This window comes from Maribacter polysaccharolyticus (genome assembly GCF_028882255.1).
GTDB classification, from domain to species: Bacteria; Bacteroidota; Bacteroidia; order Flavobacteriales; family Flavobacteriaceae; genus Maribacter_A; species Maribacter_A polysaccharolyticus.
In genome coordinates, this window is sequence record NZ_JARBUY010000001.1 from 632,614 (window position 1) to 655,909 (window position 23,296).

Annotated in this window: 15 protein-coding genes; 10 read left to right on the forward strand and 5 right to left on the reverse strand. The window is 43.5% G+C overall.

From position 1 onward, the window contains the following. Nucleotides 1–21: 21 nt before the first annotated feature. The 3 genes from PHU20_RS02840 (at nucleotide 22) to PHU20_RS02850 (ending at nucleotide 4,655) form a co-directional block, all read left to right on the forward strand. On the forward strand, nucleotides 22–1,212 hold the full coding sequence (locus tag PHU20_RS02840; protein ID WP_274823826.1) for an acetyl-CoA C-acyltransferase: 1,191 nt from the start codon (nucleotides 22–24) through the stop codon (nucleotides 1,210–1,212). Between the two features lie 22 nt (nucleotides 1,213–1,234). After that, the gene (locus PHU20_RS02845; protein ID WP_274823827.1) at nucleotides 1,235–3,046 is read left to right on the forward strand and encodes an acyl-CoA dehydrogenase family protein; all 1,812 of its coding nucleotides are present in this window, start codon (nucleotides 1,235–1,237) and stop codon (nucleotides 3,044–3,046) included. 208 nt (nucleotides 3,047–3,254) lie between these two features. Next, the gene (locus PHU20_RS02850; RefSeq protein WP_274823828.1) at nucleotides 3,255–4,655 is read left to right on the forward strand and encodes a S8 family serine peptidase; all 1,401 of its coding nucleotides are present in this window, start codon (nucleotides 3,255–3,257) and stop codon (nucleotides 4,653–4,655) included. A gap of 84 nt (nucleotides 4,656–4,739) precedes the next feature. Here the strand turns inward: PHU20_RS02850 and PHU20_RS02855 are convergent, their stop codons facing one another. Further along, nucleotides 4,740–6,758 (reverse strand): dipeptidyl-peptidase 3 family protein, encoded by a 2,019-nt coding sequence (locus PHU20_RS02855; RefSeq protein ID WP_274823829.1) that lies wholly within the window; start codon nucleotides 6,756–6,758, stop codon nucleotides 4,740–4,742. A 202-nt stretch (nucleotides 6,759–6,960) separates the two neighbouring features. On the opposite strand from PHU20_RS02855, the gene PHU20_RS02860 reads away from it, so the two are divergent. Beyond that, nucleotides 6,961–9,537 carry a glycoside hydrolase family 3 C-terminal domain-containing protein gene (locus PHU20_RS02860; RefSeq protein ID WP_274823830.1) on the forward strand — a complete coding sequence of 859 codons (2,577 nt, stop codon included), beginning with the start codon at nucleotides 6,961–6,963 and terminating at the stop codon, nucleotides 9,535–9,537. A gap of 155 nt (nucleotides 9,538–9,692) precedes the next feature. Here the strand turns inward: PHU20_RS02860 and PHU20_RS02865 are convergent, their stop codons facing one another. Beyond that, nucleotides 9,693–11,495 carry a glycoside hydrolase family 15 protein gene (locus PHU20_RS02865; RefSeq protein WP_274823831.1) on the reverse strand — a complete coding sequence of 601 codons (1,803 nt, stop codon included), beginning with the start codon at nucleotides 11,493–11,495 and terminating at the stop codon, nucleotides 9,693–9,695. 102 nt (nucleotides 11,496–11,597) lie between these two features. Between PHU20_RS02865 and PHU20_RS02870 the strand changes: the two genes are divergently transcribed. From PHU20_RS02870 to PHU20_RS02880, 3 genes are all read left to right on the forward strand, one after another. Then, nucleotides 11,598–13,805 (forward strand): bifunctional alpha,alpha-trehalose-phosphate synthase (UDP-forming)/trehalose-phosphatase, encoded by a 2,208-nt coding sequence (locus PHU20_RS02870; protein ID WP_274823832.1) that lies wholly within the window; start codon nucleotides 11,598–11,600, stop codon nucleotides 13,803–13,805. Between the two features lie 104 nt (nucleotides 13,806–13,909). Next, complete coding sequence (locus tag PHU20_RS02875) at nucleotides 13,910–15,241, forward strand: M28 family metallopeptidase (protein WP_274823833.1); 1,332 nt, start codon at nucleotides 13,910–13,912, stop codon at nucleotides 15,239–15,241. 10 nt (nucleotides 15,242–15,251) lie between these two features. Then, nucleotides 15,252–16,868, forward strand: coding sequence for a M1 family metallopeptidase (locus PHU20_RS02880; RefSeq protein WP_274823834.1), 1,617 nt, complete (start codon nucleotides 15,252–15,254; stop codon nucleotides 16,866–16,868). 151 nt (nucleotides 16,869–17,019) lie between these two features. On the opposite strand, the gene PHU20_RS02885 is transcribed toward PHU20_RS02880, so the two are convergent. Then, on the reverse strand, nucleotides 17,020–17,463 hold the full coding sequence (locus tag PHU20_RS02885) for a DeoR/GlpR family DNA-binding transcription regulator (RefSeq protein WP_420828659.1): 444 nt from the start codon (nucleotides 17,461–17,463) through the stop codon (nucleotides 17,020–17,022). A gap of 68 nt (nucleotides 17,464–17,531) precedes the next feature. On the opposite strand from PHU20_RS02885, the gene PHU20_RS02890 reads away from it, so the two are divergent. After that, nucleotides 17,532–18,035: a SusD/RagB family nutrient-binding outer membrane lipoprotein gene (locus tag PHU20_RS02890; protein WP_274823836.1), complete on the forward strand. Its 504-nt coding sequence runs from the start codon at nucleotides 17,532–17,534 to the stop codon at nucleotides 18,033–18,035. A 196-nt stretch (nucleotides 18,036–18,231) separates the two neighbouring features. Here PHU20_RS02890 and PHU20_RS02895 read toward each other — a convergent pair whose 3' ends face one another. After that, nucleotides 18,232–18,411: a hypothetical protein gene (locus PHU20_RS02895; protein ID WP_274823837.1), complete on the reverse strand. Its 180-nt coding sequence runs from the start codon at nucleotides 18,409–18,411 to the stop codon at nucleotides 18,232–18,234. A gap of 344 nt (nucleotides 18,412–18,755) precedes the next feature. Here PHU20_RS02895 and PHU20_RS02900 point away from each other — a divergent pair, with 344 nt between their 5' ends. After that, a complete protein-coding gene (locus tag PHU20_RS02900) occupies nucleotides 18,756–19,133 on the forward strand; it encodes a hypothetical protein (RefSeq protein ID WP_274823838.1) in 378 nt (125 codons plus the stop codon). Between the two features lie 29 nt (nucleotides 19,134–19,162). Here the strand turns inward: PHU20_RS02900 and PHU20_RS02905 are convergent, their stop codons facing one another. Further along, entirely contained in the window at nucleotides 19,163–22,186 is a 3,024-nt protein-coding gene (locus PHU20_RS02905) for a ThuA domain-containing protein (protein WP_274823839.1), read from the reverse strand. A gap of 245 nt (nucleotides 22,187–22,431) precedes the next feature. Between PHU20_RS02905 and PHU20_RS02910 the strand changes: the two genes are divergently transcribed. Continuing rightward, a complete protein-coding gene (locus PHU20_RS02910) occupies nucleotides 22,432–23,199 on the forward strand; it encodes a CDP-alcohol phosphatidyltransferase family protein (protein WP_274823840.1) in 768 nt (255 codons plus the stop codon). Nucleotides 23,200–23,296 lie beyond the last annotated feature (97 nt).

The following is a 23,296-nucleotide window of genomic DNA, read 5'->3' on the forward strand; positions in this document are numbered from 1 at the left end:
GAATAGCCAAAAGCATGAACAATGAAAACAGCATATATAGTAAAAGCATATAGAACGGCAGTCGGAAAGGCTCCTAAAGGGGTATTTCGCTTTAAACGGACCGATGAGTTGGCCGCGGAAACGATAGAATATATGATGAAGGAATTGCCTGATTTCGATAAGAAACGGATAGACGACGTCATTGTCGGAAATGCCATGCCGGAAGGTTCACAAGGCCTTAATATGGCCCGCCTCATTTCATTGATGGGCTTGGACATCGTGGATGTTCCCGGGGTTACCGTAAACCGTTTCTGTTCATCGGGCATTGAGACCATTGGTATAGCTACAGCAAAAATACAGGCCGGTATGGCCGATTGCATTATCGCGGGTGGGGCCGAAAGCATGAGTGCTGTACCGATGACCGGGTATAAAACCGAATTGAACTACGATTTAGTGAATTCAGGGCATGAAGACTATTATTGGGGTATGGGCAATACGGCCGAGGCGGTTGCCAATGAATTCAACGTATCCCGGAAAGACCAGGATGAATTTGCCTACAACTCCCATATGAAGGCTTTAAAGGCCCAAGCTGAAAATCGCTTTCAGGATCAAATCGTTCCCATTGAAGTTGAACAGACCTATTTGGATGAAAACGGAAAAAAAGCCATAAAAAAATATACGGTAACCAAGGATGAAGGCCCAAGGGCCGGTACGAATATGGAAGCATTATCAAATCTTCGCCCGGTATTCGCCGCAGGTGGAAGCGTCACAGCGGGTAATTCTTCCCAAATGAGTGATGGTGCTGCCTTTGTTCTGGTCATGAGCGAGGAAATGGTCAAAGAATTGAACCTGGAGCCCATTGCCCGATTGGTAAATTATGCCGCCGCCGGGGTTGAACCAAGGATCATGGGTATCGGTCCGGTCAAAGCCATTCCAAAAGCATTGAAACAAGCGGGATTGAAACAAAACGATGTCGAATTGATAGAACTGAACGAAGCATTTGCTTCCCAATCCTTGGCGGTAATCCGGGAACTTGACCTTAACCAAGACATCGTGAATGTGAATGGTGGGGCCATTGCCTTGGGACACCCTTTAGGTTGTACGGGGGCCAAACTATCCGTGCAATTGTTCGATGAAATGCGGAAAAGGAACATGCAAGGTAAATACGGCATGGTAACCATGTGCGTAGGTACCGGACAAGGTGCCGCTGGCATTTATGAATTTTTATCTTAACGGACTTAAAAATCAAAAAACTATGAGCACGAATACACCTGAAACAGCTATTTTACGGGGAGGTCAATTCCTTGTAAAGGAAACCCAATGTGAGGACATTTTTACATTGGAAGACTTAACGGAAGAGCAACGCATGATGCGTGATAGCACCAAAGAATTCGTTGATCGTGAACTTTGGGCCCATTGGGAACGTTTTGAAAAGAAAGACTACGCCTATACCGAAGAATGTATGCGTAAGGCCGGGGAACTGGGGCTTTTGTCCGTAGCCGTGCCCGAAGCTTATGGCGGAATGGGGATGGGATTCGTTTCCACCATGTTGGTCTGTGATTATATATCGGGGGCAACCGGATCGTTCAGTACGGCATTCGGTGCCCATACGGGAATCGGGACCCTACCGATAACCTTATACGGAACCGAGGAACAAAAACAGAAATACGTACCCAAATTGGCCACAGGGGAATGGTTCGGGGCATACGCCTTGACCGAACCCGGCGCTGGATCGGATGCAAACTCCGGGAAAACCAAAGCCGTACTATCCGAAGACGGCAAATACTATTCCATTTCAGGACAAAAGATGTGGATTTCCAATGCAGGTTTCTGTAATTTATTCATTGTTTTTGCCCGAATCGAAAATGACAAATACATCACCGGATTCATCGTGGAGAATGACCCTGAAAATGGCATCTCCTTAGGCGATGAGGAAAAGAAATTAGGCATCCATTCTTCCTCTACCCGCCAAGTTTTCTTTAACGAGACGAAGGTACCTATTGAAAATATGCTGTCTGAACGGGGCAATGGTTTTAAAATTGCCATGAACGCCTTGAATGTAGGTCGTATCAAATTAGCGGCAGCATGTTTGGAAGCACAAAGGCGGGTCATAGGGGAATCGGTCAAGTATGCCAATGAACGCAAGCAATTTAATACCGCGATCATAAATTTTGGGGCCATAAAGGGTAAAATCGCCGAAATGGTAACCAATACCTATGCCAGTGAATCGGCATGCTACCGTGCCGCCAAGAATATCGAGGACAGGATCGCAATGCGGGAAGCCGATGGAAACACACATCAAGAGGCCGAATTAAAAGCCGTTGAGGAATACGCTATCGAATGTTCCATATTAAAAGTCGCGGTTTCAGAACACGTTCAAAGTACGACCGATGAAGGTATCCAGATTTTCGGCGGAATGGGATTCAGTGCCGATGCGCCCATGGAAAAAGCTTGGAGGGATGCCCGTATAGCACGTATTTATGAAGGCACCAACGAAATAAACCGAATGTTGACCGTAGGCATGTTGGTCAAAAAAGCCATGAAAGGCCATGTAGACCTGCTTGGTCCGGCAACGAAAGTCGGGGAAGAACTAATGGCAATACCATCATTTGATGTGCCAGACTACTCCCCTCTTTTTGCGGAAGAAAAAGAGATGATCGCTAAAATGAAAAAGCTATTTCTTATGATCGCCGGCAGCGCCGTACAAAAATACGGGCCCGAACTCGAAAACCATCAACAATTGATGATGTCCGCCGCCGATATCCTAATCCAGATCTATATGGCCGAATCAACGATCCTTAGAACCGAAAAGAATGCCAAACGTTTTGGGGAAGATGCCCAGTCGACCCAAATAGCAATGTCAAAACTTTATCTGTACAACGCCGTTGAAAAATCCATATCCAAAGGCAAGGAAGCCGTTATTTCCTTTGCCGAAGGCGACGAGCAGCGTATGATGCTCATGGGACTTAAACGTTTCACAAAATATACCAATAACCCGAATGTAGTGGCCTTAAGAACCCAAATTGCGGACAAGGTCGCTGCTGATAACGGTTACACCTTTGACTAATTCAGATTTCATTTCCACGCTGTAATGAAAACCGCCAAGATGACCTCATCATGGCGGTTTTTTCTTTTATCGCTATGGACTTCCTTTATAAACCGAATATCGGTACCCTGATGGACTTTTATTTTCTTTATTATACATGCATAATAAATTGGTTTTTTGTTAATTTTTTTAATACTTTCAGTATCATTAACTTAAACCAAATATCAAAATGAAAAAAAGTCTTAAAGATTTAAAGAAAATCTATTTTCCAGTTTGTATGGCCTTATTGTTCTTCAGTTCCTGTTCTACGGAAAATGAGGTTATAAATGACACCGAACTCAATGCGGTGTACGCAAAAACATCTTCCAAATCGGATTATATGGTTATTTTAAATGGCGAAAGCATCCCGGATGGCTTCGAAGCTGAACTGGAAAGCCTAGGTGCCACCGTAAAATCCGTTATTCCAGAAATCGGTATTGCCATTATTTCCTCCACCGAAACAATCAGTAATTCCGTTGGGTCCAATGCAAAAGTAAGATCCGTAGTTCCCGACTATGACGTTCAATGGATCGATCCGGATCTTTATCCTGAAGCCTCCCCTTTAAGTATCGGTAGTGATGAGCCCTACTTTGGTTATTTATGGGGAATGGATGCCATCGATGCACCGGAAGCTTGGAATACCGGTCAGACCGGCGCCGGGGTCCGAGTGGCCGTATTGGATTCGGGAATAGATGCCGAACATCCGGATCTATCCCCTAACGTAAACACGGATCTTTGTGCTTCATTTGTTGATGGTGAGGATTGGCAGGTACAACCCGGCTTCTACTTTAATCACGGGACCCATGTGGCCGGAACAATCGCAGCCGCCGACAATGGCCTTGGTGTAATCGGAGTGGCCCCAAATGCTGAAATTGTTGCCGTAAAGGTACTTTCGGAATATACCGGATCGGGACCATTCAGTAGTATCAACGCCGGTATTGTGTATGCGGCACTGATCGGTGCCGATGTCATCAATATGAGTCTTGGTGCCACCTTCAATAAAAACGGCTTTATTACCCTTGATGACGGTTCGGTCGTTAAAGTTCCCGGAAAGTATATTTCTGAAATCAGACATGCCCAACAACGGGCCATTGATTTTGCCTATAAAAACGGATCTACAATTGTCGTTTCTGCCGGTAATGGAGGTTCTAATTTTGATGGGAACGGATCTACCACCAAGTTGCCGGCAAGTTTAAATAACGTAATCTCCGTTTCGGCAACCGCACCCTACAGTTGGGTGGAAAACCCAACCACTGACTTGGATGTACCTGCCAGTTATACGGATTATGGAAAAAGCCATGTAACCGTGTCGGCTCCAGGAGGTGATTTTGATAGCCCTAGCGCTTATTGGTATTATGACATGGTCCTAAGTACAATTCCAGGAGGATACAGCTGGAGTGCCGGAACCAGCATGGCGTCCCCACACGTAACTGGAATAGCCGCATTGATCATTGGTAAAAATGGGGCCCCGATGTCTCCCCATGAGGTTACCAAGCAAATTACGGGAACCGCCGATAAAATTGATGGCAATGGTGTAAGTGCCTATCATGGTAAAGGAAGGGTAAATGCCTATAGGGCGGTTACAGAATAAAAATCAACCTTATTGAAATAAAAATCCGTCATGACCAAATGGTCATGACGGATTTTTTATTGCCTTATGGTTTACCCAAGGTAACTAATCCAAAAAACTGTACTTTTCGGAATAATCCAACATCTGTTCCTCGAAAGTATCGGGTTGTACCACTTTTATATCGGTTATTTCCCCGGCTTCATTGGTCTGGGGAACCAATACGGGATTAACGAATCCGCTATAAGGGGCCGATTTGAACTGCCGGTTACGATCTAAAACCTGTGCATGTAAGGCCTGATCCACCTTTACACCATACCCTTCAACCAAATCTTGGGCCGCTTTAAAATCGCCCTCGGATTTTATACGTTGTGTTTCACGTAGCAGTTGCCCGAACAACCCACGAAGTTTTTCATAATCATTGATGTTATAGTAGGTCTTACCGTCTTTTTCTATCCTTTCGATGACATTATCGGCTTTTCCTTTTTCATAGACCCAAGCAGAAACCCACTGCCTATTGACCATATGATCTTCCTCGATATCGTTCCCTAATTCAATACGAACCAATTGGGTAATCAATCCATTTCGGATATAACCGTCATAGGCGGCTTTACCAACGGTTTCCCAATCGTCTACCAAACCTAATTCCTGTAATTTAGGGTCCATCAAATAATAGAGTCCGACCAAATCAGCCCTTCCCTCCTCCATGGTAGAAGCGTAATTTTTCAATGTTTCCTTTGGTTGGCCGACCCCTGGGTTAATCAATCCGGATGCATGCCCAATAACCTCATGCAAAGCCGTATGCAATTTATCGGCCAACATTCCGTACTTTTCTTCCAAGGCTATTTCTTCCTCATCATAGGCAAATTCCTTTAATCGCCCGCTTCCTCCTGCATTATTATAGGCATCGATAATATTTCCTAAGGACACCGATTTGCTGCCATGTTCCTGCCTGATCCAGTTGTTATTGGGTAAATTAACCCCGATGGGCGTACTCGGAGAAGCATCGCCTGCCTCCCCGGCAACATTGATGGTTTTGTAGGATACCCCAACAACATCGCTTTTTTTATGGGCTTCCATTAATGGGGCGTTATCTTCGAACCATTGGGCATTCTCGGAAAGCACGGCCATTTGCTTAGACATTTCAAAATCCTTTACCTGTATAATACTTTCATAAGAACCCCTATAACCCTTCGGATCATTGTACACCTCAATAAAACCGTTGATCCAATCGATATTGCCATCGGTTGAAGTTGCCCATGAGATACAATACTCATCCCACGTATTCAAATCACCGGTCTTATAATAGTCGATTAGCAATCCCAAAGTTTTCGCCTGTTTTTCATTTTCGGCTACCCCTTTGGCTTTTTCCAACCATTTTATGACCTCATCGATCGCACTGCCATAAAGGCCGCCCGATTTCCATACCTTTTCAACCACCTTACCGTTTTCACGAACTAAGGTAGAGTTCAATCCGGCTTCAATAGGCCTGTCTTTAGGACCTTTGTATGCCGTTTTGTAAAAAGCATCCACATCGGCATCGGTTATGGTAGGTCCGTAAAAATTGATGGCCGAGGAAGCTACATTATCCACTCCCTTTTTCTTGTTGACCTTTTTTGCATCCTTATCATTGAAGATTACCTCAAAGGCCTCACCTTCCAATTCCGTATCGGTCTCTTTCAGTAGATAGGTTAAAAAATCAGCCTTAAAGCCCGGCATTATCTTATCATTGGAATAGTGATGGTGGATCCCATTGGAAAACCACACTCGTTTCAAATACTCTTCAAAAGCCAACCAGTCGCTTGTGGTCTTATCCCCTTCATAGGTTGTATAAATATTTTCCAGGGCATCCCTGATTTCAAGATTATGCCGATAATTCTGGTCCCACATGATATCTCGACCGGCCAGACCGGCTTGCGTCATATAGTACACCAATTCTTTTTCCTTTAAGGTGAGTTCATCGAATCCCGGAATTTGGTAACGCAACACTTTGATATCCGCGAACTGATCGACGACGTATTCAAATTTTTCAGATACCTTTTCTACAGGTTTTTGGTCTATTTTTTCTTGGCAAGACCAAAGAAACCCAACGAAGAGAAGACCGATTAGGCTATTTTTTAATTTCATCTTTTTGATATTTAAAGTACGATGCAAATTTAACAAAACCTAAACCAATTGTTTCATTTATCAATATATAAATACCATTAAAAAGCGGTTCCGTAATGTAATCCCGGGAATCATGGATTAAAGAACAAAACCATTCCATAGTTTGCGATTAATACTTAAATTCACCGGTCGAACCTTATTATACACCCTATATTTCATACCAATGAAAAACACGCTAATATTCGTTGTGTTACTTTTTACATTTCCCAGTTCCTTTTCCCAAAAAGGCCGGTATCCCTTCCAAGATGCCTCGTTAGACCCGGACTTACGTGCACAGGATGTGGTGGACAGGTTGACTTTGGATGAGAAAATAGGCCAAATGCAAGATGTTGCGCCTGCTATAGAGCGATTGGGTATACCCGAATATAATTGGTGGAACGAGTGTTTGCACGGTGTGGCCAGAGCCGGTACCGCGACATCGTTTCCACAGGCTATAGGAATGGCCGCTACTTGGAACCCCGAATTGATCCATGAGGTTGCCGATGCCATAAGTGACGAGGCACGGGCAAAATTCAATCAAAGTGTGGCCCTTGGGCAACGCAATAGATACCAAGGACTTACCATGTGGTCTCCAAATATCAATATTTTCAGAGACCCACGTTGGGGACGCGGACAGGAAACCTATGGGGAAGACCCTTATTTAACCTCCAGACTTGGGGTAGCCTTTATAAAAGGCCTTCAAGGTTCGGACCCAAACTACTTCAAGGTCATTGCGACCGCCAAACATTTTGCAGTGCATAGTGGACCGGAATACAACAGACATCGTTTCAATGCCTATTCCAATGCGAAAGACCTCTGGGAAACGTACTTACCAGCTTTCAAAGCGGCTGTGCAAGAAGGTCAATCATACTCCATCATGTCTGCATACAATAGATACTTGGGCGAATCTGCAACGGCAAGCAAACTGCTTTTAAACGACATCTTACGCAATAAATGGGGATTCAATGGGTATGTGGTATCGGATTGCGGGGCGGTAGAGGATATCTACCTACGCCATAAAATCGTGGAAACAGCCGAAGAAGCCTCGGCACTGGCCGTACAATCGGGTTGCGACCTTAATTGCGGTTCTACCTATGCCCATCTTAAAGAGGCGGTAAATGCCGGTCTAATAACCGAAAAGGAAATTGATATTTCGGTCAAAAGACTATTTCTTGCCAGAATAAAATTAGGGCTATTGAATACTACGGACAACATGCCTTTTACCGATATCCCGGTGTCTACGATCGAATCGGAAGCCAACCGAAAATTGGCTCTGCAAACAGCAAGGGAATCGGTGGTTCTCTTAAAAAACGAAAATAAGACCCTTCCCATTTCCAAGGCTGTCAAAACCATTACGGTCATCGGGCCCAATGCGAACGACAAACAGTTTTTATTAGGTAATTATTTTGGGACCCCTACAAACCGAAAAACCATACTGAAGGGCATTCAGGAGAAAGTTTCAAGACAAACTACCGTCCATTATTTTAAAGGTACCAACCTTGCGGATGAAAACCCGATAACGGACATTATCGGAGAGACCTATTTCAAGGGAAAAGTTAAAATAGAATATTATGACAATCCTAATTTGGAAGGAAAAGCCGTTGCCAACGCATTCGACAACCAAATCGATTTTGATTGGGGAGGTGCCGCGCCGATCGGCCTATTGACTCCAGGTGAATATTCCATTCGATATACGGGGGAGCTAAAACCCGATTTCAGTGGCAATGTTTCATTTGACATCAATGGAAGCGGTGGTTCATATCGCTTTTCCATCGCTGGAAAAGAAATGGTTTCCACCCCGGGCGAAAATGGGGAACCCCAAACAGCCATGGCCTTTGAAATTGAAAAAAACAAAAAATATCCCTTCGTACTTGAATACAAATGCACCAATCCTTGGATTTCGACCCTGCAATTAATGTGGGACAAAGAGCATCTTCAAGGGAAGGACGAAATGCTATCGCGTGTAAAGGAAAGTGATATTGTCATTTATGTGGGCGGTATTACCGCAAGATTGGAAGGAGAGGAAATGCCCGTGGATATCCAAGGTTTTTCCAAGGGCGATAGAACGAATCTACAAATGCCTTCTGCCCAGCAAAAGTTGATCAAGGAACTTTATGATTTAGGAAAACCCCTTGTTTTCGTACTTACAAGCGGCAGCGCCATGGCCATAAATTGGGAGCAGGAACACCTCCCTGCGATTATCAATGCATGGTACCCCGGACAAGCTGGCGGAAGTGCGGTAGCCGATATACTTTTCGGGGATTACAACCCCTCGGGAAAATTACCGATTACCTTCTACAGATCTATTAAAGACCTTCCTCCTTTCGAGGATTACCATATGAACGGACGTACATACCGCTATTTTGATGGTGAAGTACTTTATCCTTTTGGCTATGGGTTAAGTTATACCCATTTTGATTTTTCGAAACCGGTCTTGGAAAAATCGGCCATTGAAAAAAACGAAAAAAACCAAGTGAGCGTTACCGTTACCAATAATGGGGAACTCGATGGAAGTACCGTAATACAACTTTACGTCAGGGACAAGGAAGCCAGCGTAAGTACGCCCTTTAAATCTTTACGTAAATTCAAAAAAGTATATGTAAGGAAAGGAGAATCCAAAACGATCGGATTTGTAATAACCCCTGAAGATCTTGCCCTGTTCGATACCAAAGGATCCACTTATGTGGAATCAGGGGAGTTCGATATTTTCGTTGGGGAAGATTCCGCAACACAGAACAAAACCACATTAACGGTTAAATGACCCTCAGGAAGACCGGGATTACCATTCGCCTTTTCACAAAGCCTTCGATAAACATTGAAAACCAATGGAAAACCATCGACCCTGAGCAATATCAAAAGAGTCCGGTTCCCCAAAATTACTTCGGGGAACTTTTCTTTTTGGTAAGGACCTTGGGATCAATCCCGCATAAATTCCAAAATACCCTCTTCTGCAGCCTTATTCGAAAAGTTGATTGCACACTCGATCAACGCCAGGTGCGAATAGGCTTGTGGAAAATTACCCAATAACCTTTTCGTTTTAAAATCGATATCCTCACTAAACAATCCCAAATGGTTACTATAACTTAAAAGTCGATCAAAATATTCCTTGGACTTTTCAACTTCCCCAATTTTGAACAGACTATCGATAAACCAAAAAGTACAGATTGTAAATGATGAGGAGGGTAATCCAAAATCATCCTCGTTCTTGTACCGATAAAGCAACCCTTCGTTACTAAGGTCCTTTTCTATGGCTTTTACCGTACTAACGAATTTAGGGTCCTTGGCTTCTATAAACCCATAGGGCTCCATCAGCAACACCGAGGCATCCAAATGGGAAGTCCCATAGGATTGGGTAAACGCCTGTACCTCTTCATTCCAGGCATTTTCATAAATATCAGCTTTGATTTCCTTTTCCAACTTGAGCCACTTCTCCACTTTTCGGGTCTTATTCAAGATTTTAGCAACTTTCACGGCGCGATCTATGGCGACCCAACACAAGACCTTTGAAAAGGTAAAATGCCTATCCTCGGTACGGAATTCCCAAATCCCTTTATCGGCCTCTTTCCAGTGACGGGAAACAATCCAAACGATGCCCTTGGTAATGCCCCATAATTCTTCCCCATTCTCGATGTCGATACTGAACTCAACCAGTTGTGCATGTATGACATTCATAAGAATGCCATAAATATCATTTTGTTTCTGTTTATAGGCGGCATTCCCGATACGTACGGGCTTAGAACCTTTATAACCACTCAAGTGGTCCAAAGTCTCCTCGGTCAATTTCTTTTCCTTATTGATCCCGTACATGATCTGAAGCTTTTCATCCTTATCGGGCATCAAATCGATGATAAATTGCAAATATCTTTTTGCTACGTTCTTATGTTCGAGGCCACTCATTACCCTAATGACCATTGAGGCATCGCGGATCCAACAGAAACGATAGTCCCAGTTCCTGACCTCACCAATAGTTTCGGGCAAGGAGGTAGTTGCTGCCGCCAAAACAGCACCCGTTTTTTCATAACTCAATAGCTTAAGGGTAATCGCACTACGCGTTATTTCGTCATTGTACTTTTTGTAGGTGGGTGTTTTATTGGTCCAATTCAGCCAATAGACCTTAGTACGCTCTAGATCTAAATAGATTTTTTGGGTCGTTGGCTGTAGGATCTTCTCATTGTATCCCATGAGGAAATAACCGTCTTCGGTTACCGTTATTTCCTTACCTTCCAAAACGGAAACCTTATCAAAGGAGGTATAAAGGAAAACCGTATCGAATTTAACGGTTTTGGTCAAACTCACGATAAAATCGTCCTTAATATACGTTTCCGTTTCCCCTTGGGCATATTCCAATTTAGGATTGTACAATACCGTGAAAACCGGCTTTCCCTTTATGTGTTTCACATAACGCACCAATTCCGGAGGGGCGTTGTACTTCCCCTTTTGGTCATAGTAGCGGGGCATAAAGTCCCGGATTTCAAAAATGTTCCCATTTTTGGAAAACCTGGTAACAAGAACGGCCGTATTCTTTTTATAATATTGTTCTATCTTATAATCTTCCGGGACTTTTATTTCAAAACTCCCCCCTATTTCCTCATCCAGTATTTTGGCAAATACCGATGACGAATCGAACTCCGGCAGGCAACACCATTCAATCGAACCTGTTTTCGATATCAAGGCCGCACTCCTACAATTTCCGATAATTCCATAATCCAGATTGTCCATATTTCAATAATCCTCTAAAAGTCCGTTATTAATTGGTTTTGCCACGCAATTTCACGAAATTTATAGAAACTAAGGATAAATCACTTTAAAATAATCCACTTTATGGGAAAAACTATCATAATCTCAAATAGACTACCTGTTCAATTACAAATTAGCAACGGAGCCATCACTGCCATTCCAAGTGTCGGGGGACTTGCAACGGGTATGAAGTCCGTTCATTCCGGAAGCGATAGTGTTTGGATAGGCTGGAGCGGTCTCACCGAGGAAGATATTCCCAAACAGTTGGCCCCAAAAATAGATCAGGCCTTGGCCGAACATGGATCCTCGAAAGTCAATCTTACTTCCGAAGAGGTCGATGGCTTTTATTATGGGTTCAGCAATAGGACCATTTGGCCTTTGTTTCATTATTTCCTGGAATATTCCGAATTTGAGCTCGACAGCTGGAATGTCTATAAGGCCGTAAACCAAAAATTCGCCGATGCCATCTTGGAAAAAGCCGAAGATGACGATATCGTTTGGGTTCATGACTATCAGTTGATGTTGGTGCCTCAGATGGTACGGGAAAAACGCCCGAATATTTCCATTGGTTTCTTTTTACACATCCCATTCCCTTCTTTTGAGATTTTCAGGACCCTCCCTTGGCGTGAAGAAATACTACAAGGTCTTTTAGGTGCCGATCTCATTGGATTCCATACTTATGATTACGAACGCCATTTTTTGAGCTCTGTTCGACGATTATTGGGGCTGGAAGTAAGTTTCAATGATATTTACCTTGACGATAGGATCATCAAGGTCGATTCTTTCCCCATGGGCATCGATTATAAAAAATTCAGTGAAGCGGCCAAAGAGCACGAAAAGAACACTACGGCCCAGCAATCGGACCTGCAACGTCGCCTAAACAACCATAAACTTTCAACCCCTGATGCCAAGTTGATACTTTCCATTGACCGGCTGGATTATTCAAAGGGAATTGCCAAACGGCTGAATGCTTTTGAATATTTTTTGAATAAATACCCACAATACAAAGAAAAGGTAAGGCTGATCATCCTAGCGGTACCCTCCCGATCCAACGTGCCCCAATATCAGTTGCTGAAAAAGGAAATCGATGAGTTGGTGGGCCGGATCAATGGGGATTTTTCGACCGTAAACTGGACGCCCATCTGGTATTTTTACCGTTCGCTCCCTTTTGAGAACCTTATAGACCTATATACCTCCAGTGATATTGCATGGCTTACCCCGCTTCGGGATGGCATGAACCTCGTTGCAAAAGAGTATATCGCCACCAGGACAGATAAAACAGGGGTACTTATCTTGAGCGAAATGGCAGGTTCGGCCAATGAAATGAACGAATCGCTCTTGGTCAATCCCAACAATTTCGAACAAACTGCCGACGCTATCTTTGAGGCCATAAACATGCCCAAGGAAGAACAGATTTCACGTAACACGGCGTTACAGAATCGATTGGAGCGTTATAATGTGGAAAGATGGGCCCATGATTTTATGTCTTCCTTACAGGAACAAAAAGAGAAAGACGTGGCCTATGTATCGAAACGGTTGACCGAACATCGATTAAACGCCATTTTGGAAGATTTTAAAAACGCAAAAAAACGATTGCTTTTCCTCGATTATGACGGAACACTTTCCGGATTTCATGTCGATCCACAGAAAGCAGGGCCCGATAAGGAACTCTATGACCTATTGGACGAATTAAATGCCTTGAAAGATACCGAAATCTATTTGGTAAGTGGTCGTGACAAACAAACATTCACCAAATGGTTCTTACCCAAAAAATACAATATGATCGTGGAACACGGGGTATGGATCTCTGAAAACGGGGAAGATTTCAGGATGCTCGAAAATGTTAAAAATGACTGGATGGAAAAAATCCGTCCCGTATTGGAATCCTTTGTAGACCGAACACCGGGTAGTTTTATCGAAGAGAAGAATTACTCCTTGGCATGGCATTATCGTAAAACGGATCCCGATTTCGGTAATCTGCGGGCCAATGAATTGAATACCGTATTGACCAGTTTGATCGCCAACGATGATCTAAGTGTCCTGAACGGCAACAAAGTCATGGAAATAAAAAGTAGTAACGTGAACAAAGGGCGTGCCACAATGCGTGTTTTAGGAGATGGCGATTATGACTTTGTATGGGCTATCGGCGATGATTGGACGGATGAGTTCATGTTCCAGGAACTTCCTGAAAGCACCGTAACCGTTAAGGTCGGAAGGCAAAAAACCCATGCGAAGTTTTTTATCGATGACATTAAATACGTCCGCAATGTCCTAAAACGGTTTACCGAATAAAAAGAATAAAGAAGAAACTTTAAGGGCTTGATCACATTACCTTAGGCATCCAATGCTTTCCCTTGCCCTTGTTTACCCTAAAAACAAATCAAATCAATAAATCTATGAAAAAAACACTCTTAGGCTTACTATTTCTCTTTCCCATCCTAGTATGCGCCCAGACAGACGATCGTATTTACGATATTATCGATGCCATTTCCGCAGAACGCATACAAACCGATGTTACCAAACTTGTAAATTTCGGAACCCGACATACCCTAAGCGATACCATTTCCCAAACAAGGGGAATAGGTGCCGCCCGCAGATGGATTAAAAGTGAATTTGAAAAAACATCAAAAGCTTGCGGGGATTGCCTAGAGGTATTTTACCAAAAAGACCTTGTAAAAAAAGGGGACAATAACCGTATTGTCAAGGATGTTATGGTCGTAAATGTGGTGGCCATCCAACGCGGCACCAAATACCCCAATCGCTTTATCATCATGAGTGGGGATATCGATTCAAGGGTAAGCGACCCCAACGATTATACCTCCGACTCCCCAGGGGCCAATGACAATGCCAGTGGTATGGCCGGCACGATGGAAGCCGCAAGGGTACTGTCTAAATACAAATTTGAGAACAGCATCATTTACGTAGGACTTTCAGGGGAAGAACAAGGACTTTATGGGGGTAAAGGACTTACGGCCCATGCCAAGGCGAATGGTTGGGAAATCATCGGGGTTCTGAACAATGACATGATCGGTAACATTAAAGGAGTAGATGGAATCATCGATAATCGGGAATTCCGGATTTTTTCCGAACCCGTACCTCCCACAGAAACCGAAAAAGAACGCAAAGCAAGACGTTTCTATGGCGGTGAGGTCGATGGCATATCCCGCCAATTGGTCCGCTATGTTTACCAAACCACCAAAACGTATATGCCGGAAATGAAACCGATGATGGTCTATCGTTTAGACCGCTTCGGTCGTGGGGGACACCATAGGCCTTTTAATGATGCCGGTTTTGCCGGTATTCGAATAATGGAGGCCCATGAGAATTATACGCAGCAACACCAAGACATAAGAACGGAAGACGGTATTGCCTACGGAGACGTATTGGAACATGTGAATTTTGAATACGCCCGAAAGTTAACAGCGGTAAATGCCATTAATCTGGCATCCATTGCATGGGCACCCCCTAGCCCCAAAGAAGTGAAAATAGGCGGTATCGTAGAGCCATCGGCACGATTGGAATGGAGTAAAGTTGATGGTGCCGCCGGTTATAAAGTGTACTGGCGCGATACAACCGCCCCTCAATGGCAACATAGTAGATTTATTGAAAACGCTACCCAACTCACCTTAAAAGGCATCGTTATCGACAACTCGTTCTTCGGGGTTTCCTCGGTAAGTGAAGATGGATTCGAAAGTCCGGTAGTATTCCCAAATGCAATTTTAAGATAACCTATTGACAATGAAACAAACATTGATTTTATTTATTTCAAGCTTATTTACCTTGAGTATTTCAGGCCAACAGTTTACCCATCAAGATACCATAAGGGGAAGTGTCACCCCGGAACGTGCATGGTGGGATTTGAAATATTACCATTTGGATATTGAGGTAAAACCCGATGAAAAATACATTTCGGGAAGCAACCTTATCGGGTATGAGGTGTTAAACGGCCAAAAAACACTTCAAATAGATCTTCAACCCCCTTTAACAATAGACAAAGTAACCCAAAATGGAAAACCACTCAAAGTAACCTCCGATGGCAATGCCCATTATATCACCCTCAAAAAAAAGCAAGAGAAGGGTGATTACAATGAAATCAAGGTGTATTATTCCGGTCACCCCAAAGAAGCCGTTAAAGCCCCTTGGGACGGAGGATTTTCTTGGAAAAAAGATGCCAATGGCAAGCATTTTGTGGCAACGAGCTGCCAAGGTCTGGGGGCCAGTGTATGGTGGCCCAACAAAGACCATATGTACGATGAGGTCGACAGTATGGCCATAAGTGTAAAAGTCCCCAAAGGATTAATGAACGTCTCGAACGGAAGATTGCGAAAAGTGGATAAAGCCACCAACACCTATCATTGGTTCGTGGCCAACCCCATCAATAATTACGGGGTGAATGTCAATATTGGCGATTATGTACATTTTGGAGAGAAATACCTTGGAGAAAAGGGTATTTTGGATTGTGATTTTTACGTCTTGAGGGACAACCTTGAAAAGGCAAAAAAACAATTCAAACAAGCTTCCATGACCTTAAGGGCATTCGAACATTGGTTTGGCCCATACCCCTTTTACGAAGACAGTTATAAATTGGTCGAAGTACCTTACTTGGGTATGGAGCACCAAAGTTCGGTCACCTACGGCAACCAATACCAAAACGGGTATTTGGGTCGAGACATTTCGGGCTCGGGCTGGGGATTGGGATTTGACTACATCATCATTCATGAATCCGGACATGAATGGTTCGCAAATAACGTTACCTATAAGGATATTGCGGATATGTGGATTCACGAGAGCTTCACTTGCTACTCGGAAAATCTCTTTTTGGACTATCATTACGGAACAATGGCGGCCGAGGATTATGTAGTTGGGCAACGAAAAAACATTCGGAACAAACAGCCTATTATAGGCCCGTACGGGGTTAACCGGCAAGGATCGGGAGACATGTATAACAAGGGGGCCAATATTTTACACACGCTACGTCAGCTGGTGAAGGATGATGAAAAATGGCGTCAGGTGTTAAGGGGCCTCAATAGGGATTTCTACCACCAAACGGTTACCACCGACCAGGTGGAAAAATACCTTATCGACCATACGGGAATAGATCTCACTACCTTTTTTGACCAATACCTACGTACCACCATGATCCCGACCTTGGAATACACCATTGCCGACAACACCCTTAAATACCGTTATAGCCAAGTGGTAGACGGCTTTAATATGCCGATACGGATCGAAATCGACGGAAAAGGACATTGGATCACCCCCAAGAAAGAATGGCAGCGACAAGCCTTCGATGGAGATCTTTCTACGTTTAAAGTAGACAGGAATTTTTTCGTCGAGAACACGCTGATCGATTAGCGGAGTTTCGGATATCAATACCTATCACACGAATATGTATTGAACCAATATTTCGGTGTCGCCTTTTAAGGTCATTGCAAAGGGGAACTATATTTGGATCACGGTATGGGCGGGAATTTTATCGACCGGGATATATAACCAAACTTTTCAATTATAGTACCGTAATGTTTTTATCCTTGAATTTCTGCAAGGCCATATCCGCTGGGTCAAGTTCCGTAATCATGATATCCACTTGCTCTATATTACAGATCTTATAGCGTTGAACGGAATTGATTTTTTCGGAAATTACCGGTGCCACTATTTTTTTCGATGCCCTGATCATGGCTTTTTTAACCTCAACGATTTCCCAATCGAACTCGGTCAGCCCATGTTCCAAATCGATGGAATTTGTCCCCAAAAAACAAATATCGGCCCTTATATCGGCCAACATGTTTATCGCCGTACCCCCTACGGCAATCTGTGAATCCTTTGACAATTTCCCGCCGATCAAAATCACATCAACGTTGTGTTTGGATAGTAATTGATTGGCTATAGGTATGCTGGGGGTAAAACATGTTAAATGAAGGGAAGGGGGCAATTCATTGGCCAATTCCAAATTTGTGGTTCCACCGCTGAGTAATAACCGGTAGTGCTCTTGGAGATGCCACCGGAGATGATTTCTCGGTGGGTAACGGTGGATTCTATACCAGTCCCACTTCACCAACCTATATGATCACCTACAGTGAAGTTAAATTCATATCGGCAGAAGCTAAGTTTAGAAAAGGAGATCTTACAGGTGCCTATACCGATTTTAAGGAAGGGGTTAAGGCAGATTTGGAAAAGGTTACCGTATCTACGGAGGAAATCAACGAATATCTTGCGAAATTGGATGAGGAAATTGGCAGTACGGGCATCAGCCTTTCCCATATATTCGTTCAAAAATACATTGCCAATTTGCTTAACCCTGAAACTTGGGTAGATATGAGAAGGGCCGACTACAGCTCTGACATCTATCCTGGGTTGGAAAGACCCGAAAATGTCAACCTGGATATTTTCCCCAACGATGATGATTGGATCCAAGCGATGATGTACGAATATAATGAAGAGGACCGTAACTATAAGAATATGCCGGATAACAACCCTTATGTACGATTGACCACTCCAGTTTGGTGGAATACGGAAGAATAAGGGCAAGATGACTTAACCAAAAGAAGGGGCGCTAATCGCCCCTTTTTTATGGCCTTATATTTAAGCTTACAATAGGCATGGACCATAGAACACCCATGGCAAACCATATAAAATCCACTAAGAACCCAGACTTGGGATTTATAGCGCAATCGATTCGCTATGCTTCCGGCCACAAAAGACATTGCGGATTTCCGTACTACCCCCCTTGCAACTTATCCGCACCATCCAATAAACCGACCAAATCCTGTGGATTATGGATCAATACAGGAAGATGTTGTGGACAAATGTAAAATTCACTGTCTTTATGATAAAATTTTGTCACTGGGGTTTCGTTTGAGGATTTTTTACAAACGATACACGTTCTGCTCGTATTCATACTTTGATTTTTTATAGGGCAAAGCTATCCTTTCCTACGGGCATAAAAGCTAACAATTATCATGCTTTTTAAAATTTCCCAATCGATTCATGATTTCTTTTCATCCCCTATATCCTTGAATACTTTTTCAAATGGTGTTACTGGTCAAAAATATTGAACCCTATTATTTTTTCATTTACTTCCATTATTTTGTCAACTTAAACGCTTGATATACTTTGTTTTGCATTTTTTCTGTAATTTAAGGTTCCTCTATCAAACAATAGCATAACCATTAGTCAGTACATAGGATGGGCATTTGACGCCCATAGCCCTTAAAACCAAGGGACTATCAAATAAAGCACGTCATGGGTTGGACATCCGTTCATATTGCCACCGAAAAGAGAATGGAACTGACATTGGAAGGAAACTTGGAATACAAATCGCTCTTGGAAGCAGCCTATACCAATTTGGAAAATGCCAGAAAGGTCGGGGCCAACCTACATTTGGTCGATTGCACTTTACTGCGTTCAAAAATCAACAGATCGGAGTTATTTGAATTATCAAATAAGTATTATACGGAATGGGGGCTGCCACCGGGGACTAAAATAGCCCTATTGGAACCCAAGGACAATACATTGAAAATGAAAGCGGAATTCTTTGTTTATGCCATGGAAAAACTGGGTTGGGAATCCGCCCTTTTCTCCAATCGTACAAAAGCATTGGCTTGGTTGCAAGAAAATTGACCCTGAACAATGGGCCTACGATACAACGATCATGGGGCCATATCATCCTTTTGCGTCAAAGTAACCGTACAGGTGCCTGTCAAAGGAATACCGTTACCTTCCCCTTCATCGGTATAACTGGCAGTAATGACCATAACATCATCTGCCTCCGAAGGTTTGGGGAGTATCTTCCCTGACGGTGGTAAGGTTTTCGTTTCAGCTTCATCTTTTACCAAGGACTGGATGTATTGGATGATCTGTCGAGTCTCATTATTGGTAATACTTGAATGGGCGGGCATTACAATATCACCCCAAACTCCAGACCCCCCGGCAGCGATCTTATTCTGCAGATACGACATGGCGTTGGGGTCTTCTTTATATTTTTGTGCCACATTCCGATAGGATGGCCCTATGGATTCCCCTATTTCCTTGTGGCACGATTTACAGTCCATCGATTGTGCAAGGGCCTTCCCCACCAACACAGAGGAAACTTGTTGATGCCCATAGGACATACCAACCTTATCCATCCCACTCACATAATCGACCGAAACATAAATTTTCGAAGGATCTATGGTCTTTCCATCGGCATCGGTTACCGAAATTTTATAGGCTACCGGTATCCCTTCGATAAAAGAGGACGTATTTTCCCCAATGATCATGATTTTTACCTCTGGTTTTGAATTGCCTGCAATAATGGGTACTTTTTCACTGGTCGTAGTCTCATTTTTATCATCGGTCACCCCAACCGACATCATGTACCCCCCACCCTTTACATAGGTATAGGTGAGTTGTGGTTCCTTGGTCTTTATGGTCTCTCCGTTCCCCAAATCCCATGAATAACTGACCGGGTCATTCTCAAGATCTTTCGCTTCAACCGTTGCGGTAATGGTCAACGGTAATTTACCCGAAGTTTTATCCAAAGCCATGGCTTCGATAACCGGCGGCCTGTTCCCTCCGTTATATTCGATATATCCCAAACCCGAATCATCATTTTCCTGAAACCATCCGGTACCGTATTCCAACAGATAAACCCGGCCATTAGGCCCCATTTCCATATCGATAAGATTGTTCAGTGGTATGTCTCCCGCAAAAGGCTCCATTTTATTGAATGACCCATCTTCAAAAAGGCTTACGGCCTTCATCCAACCGCGCATCCAATCATAAACGAGCACTTTGCCGTCATAATAAGATGGTAAGCTTCCGCCATTGGGATATAGGTCGGAATAATACACCGGTCCGGCCATCGCATTTCTTCCGCCTGAACCCACCTGAGGAAACTCCGACGATCTGTCATAAGGATAAAACACAAAAGCACCTTGTGCCGAGGGTAATTCCCTTAGGCCCGTATTGTTTTTCGAATCATTTATGGGTTTCAGGGGATCAAAAGCCTCCCCTACGGTACCGTCGTTATAATCATAGTCCCGATAAGGTTTATTGTCGCCTACAAAATACGGCCATCCAAAATTGCCCGCCTTGCGTGCTTGGTTCAACTCATCATACCCCTTAGGTCCCCGGTGGCCAAAATCATCTTTACGGGCATCAGGACCAACATCGCCCCAATATAAGTATCCATTTTTGGGATCGACGGAAATACGATACGGATTGCGATGCCCCATGGTATAGATCTCCGGTCGGGTATTCCCCTTGCCTTCCGGAAAAAGGTTGCCTTCAGGTATATCATAGGAACCATCTTCGTTCACCTTGATCCTCAAAATCTTACCTCTGAGGTCATTGGTGTTCCCGGAAGAACGACGGGCATCATACTGTCCTTTTCCGGGCATATCGTTCAATGGCGCATACCCTTTGGAAACATAGGCCGCCCCTTTTTCATTGAAAGGCGTCGTATTGTCCCCCAATGACAAATACAACAGCTTATCCGGCCCAAAGGCAATTGACCCTCCGGTATGGCAGCAAATTTCACGCTGACTGTCAATTTCCAGGATTACCTGTTCAGAATCAAGATCAAAATCCGCATCCCTGAATTTGAATCGGGACAAACGGTTTACCCATTTATCGCCTGTTGGGCTATAGTAAACGTAGATCCAGTGGTTGACGGAATAATCGGGATCCTTTTGCAACCCCATAAGACCTTCCTCTACATTTATCCCTGGGGTATTCAAGGCCTTATGGTAAACATTGAGTTTAGCGACCTGATCCAAGGCTTGACTATCCTCATCATAGAGCAGGATTTCTCCCCTGCGCTGGGCAATCAAGACGTCGTTATTCGGTAAAACGGTCATTTCGGTCGGCTCAAAAAACGCTCCGGTGCTTAAGGTAATCTTTGAAAATCGGTCTGTTTCCGGCGGAATTTGCGTTTTCGCCTTACTATAGTCCAATTTAAGGTTTTCCCCGATGGCATATTGTATACCCCCTAGAATATGCTTCCTGAATTTTTCCTCATCAAAACTACTATCGGCATGTCCGGCAGCCGTATAAAATGCCCTTCCCCCATCATATTCATGATACCAACTCATAGGGTGGTCCTTACCGTTCAATCCGCCTTTATAGGTAGATTCATCAACAGTGATCAATACATTCACCTTAGGGTTCAGATTCTTGAAATTATAGAGTTCTTCATCCCTATTCCAAATAGAATCGGTAAAATGTTTCGTGGCAATAAACGAATTGTCCTTGATGATAAAATCCGAATTGGGCGTGCCCGATGGATGGCTCAAAAACTGCCCCCCGACAAGTCTTGTATACCATCCCCAATCGTATTCCGTATCGGTAGCGGCATGGATCCCAACAAATCCCCCTCCAGATTGAATGTAACGTTCGAAGGCCGCTTCTTGATAGTGATCAAGGATATCCCCTGTGGTGCTCAGGAAAACGACCGCTGAATATTTTTTTAGGTGATCATCGGTAAAAAAGGTGGCACTTTTGGTCGTATCCACGGTAAATCCGTTTTCACGACCTAATTCCCGGATCGTCTCGGCACCCTTGGCAATTGAAGCATGCTCGTAGCCCATGGTTTTTGAAAAAACCAAAACCCTAGGCTTCCCCTCCCTTTTGGATCCACAACTCCCCAATGTAAAAAGAGCCCCAATCAACATTAAAAACAGTATCCTTTTCATTATTTAACCTTATCTTTAAATTATCCCTAACGTCGATAAATATAGGCATAGATATAGTTGTTGGCCAAAAGCTTTTTTCAATAAGACAAAAAAAGCAACTAACTGCATTTCCATTTGCCCATTCAGGTAAGGATTGCCAATACACAAGCCCAACCTGACCCGAAGAACGATCGTATGATTAAAGGAATATGACAGGTCGAAAATGAACCTGTAATACCCAATAGCCAAACCGTAAAATATTCTATATGTCGAAATTGCCCCAAGCATACCGATTTTTTGATATATCCGATTACGGTCGTCCTATGGCCAGGTTTATTGCGAACCGTTTAAAACACACCTGGGTAACCCCTATCCATGTCACCATAGGTTTCATAATCTCCGGATTATTGGCGATAGGGTTCATACTAAATCATCACTATTGGGCAGCGACTTTCTTTTTGATCTTAAAATCGATACTCGATGCGGCCGATGGGGAATTGGCCCGGATGAAAAAGACCCCATCCTATACGGGTCGATATTTTGATTCGATATCCGATATCCTAATCAACCTACTACTAATCCTTACGATCCGGTATGTAACCCATGCCTCATTACTTTATGCTTTGCTGGCATTCATCGGACTACAGTTACAGGGTACCTTGTATAACTATTATTATGTTATCCTTCGCAATATGCATAACGGGGATACCACCAGCCGTGTCTTTGAGAACAAACCCCCTATCGCGATGAAAGGGGAAAAACAGAGTCGGGTAAATTTTCTTTTCAAACTATATTCCTTGTTTTACGGTTTTTTTGATAAAACCATCCATTGGTTGGATAAGAACGCGGTAAAGGACACGTATTGGCCAAATTGGTTTATGACGCTGGTTTCTTCTTTTGGGCTGGGCTTTCAGTTGTTGCTTATCGGTCTGTTCATGATCCTCGGACAAATACACCTCATTATTCCCTTTTTTATCTGTTGTACGATTTTTATTTTCATCTTCATTTCCATCAGAAGGTCGATCAATGGATAATCCTTACTTACGGCTGGTTTGGGTGCCGGTTCCTTTTTATGGACCTTATGCCCCCCTAACCCTTTCCAAATTCCATAAACAATCCTAAATTTATGGT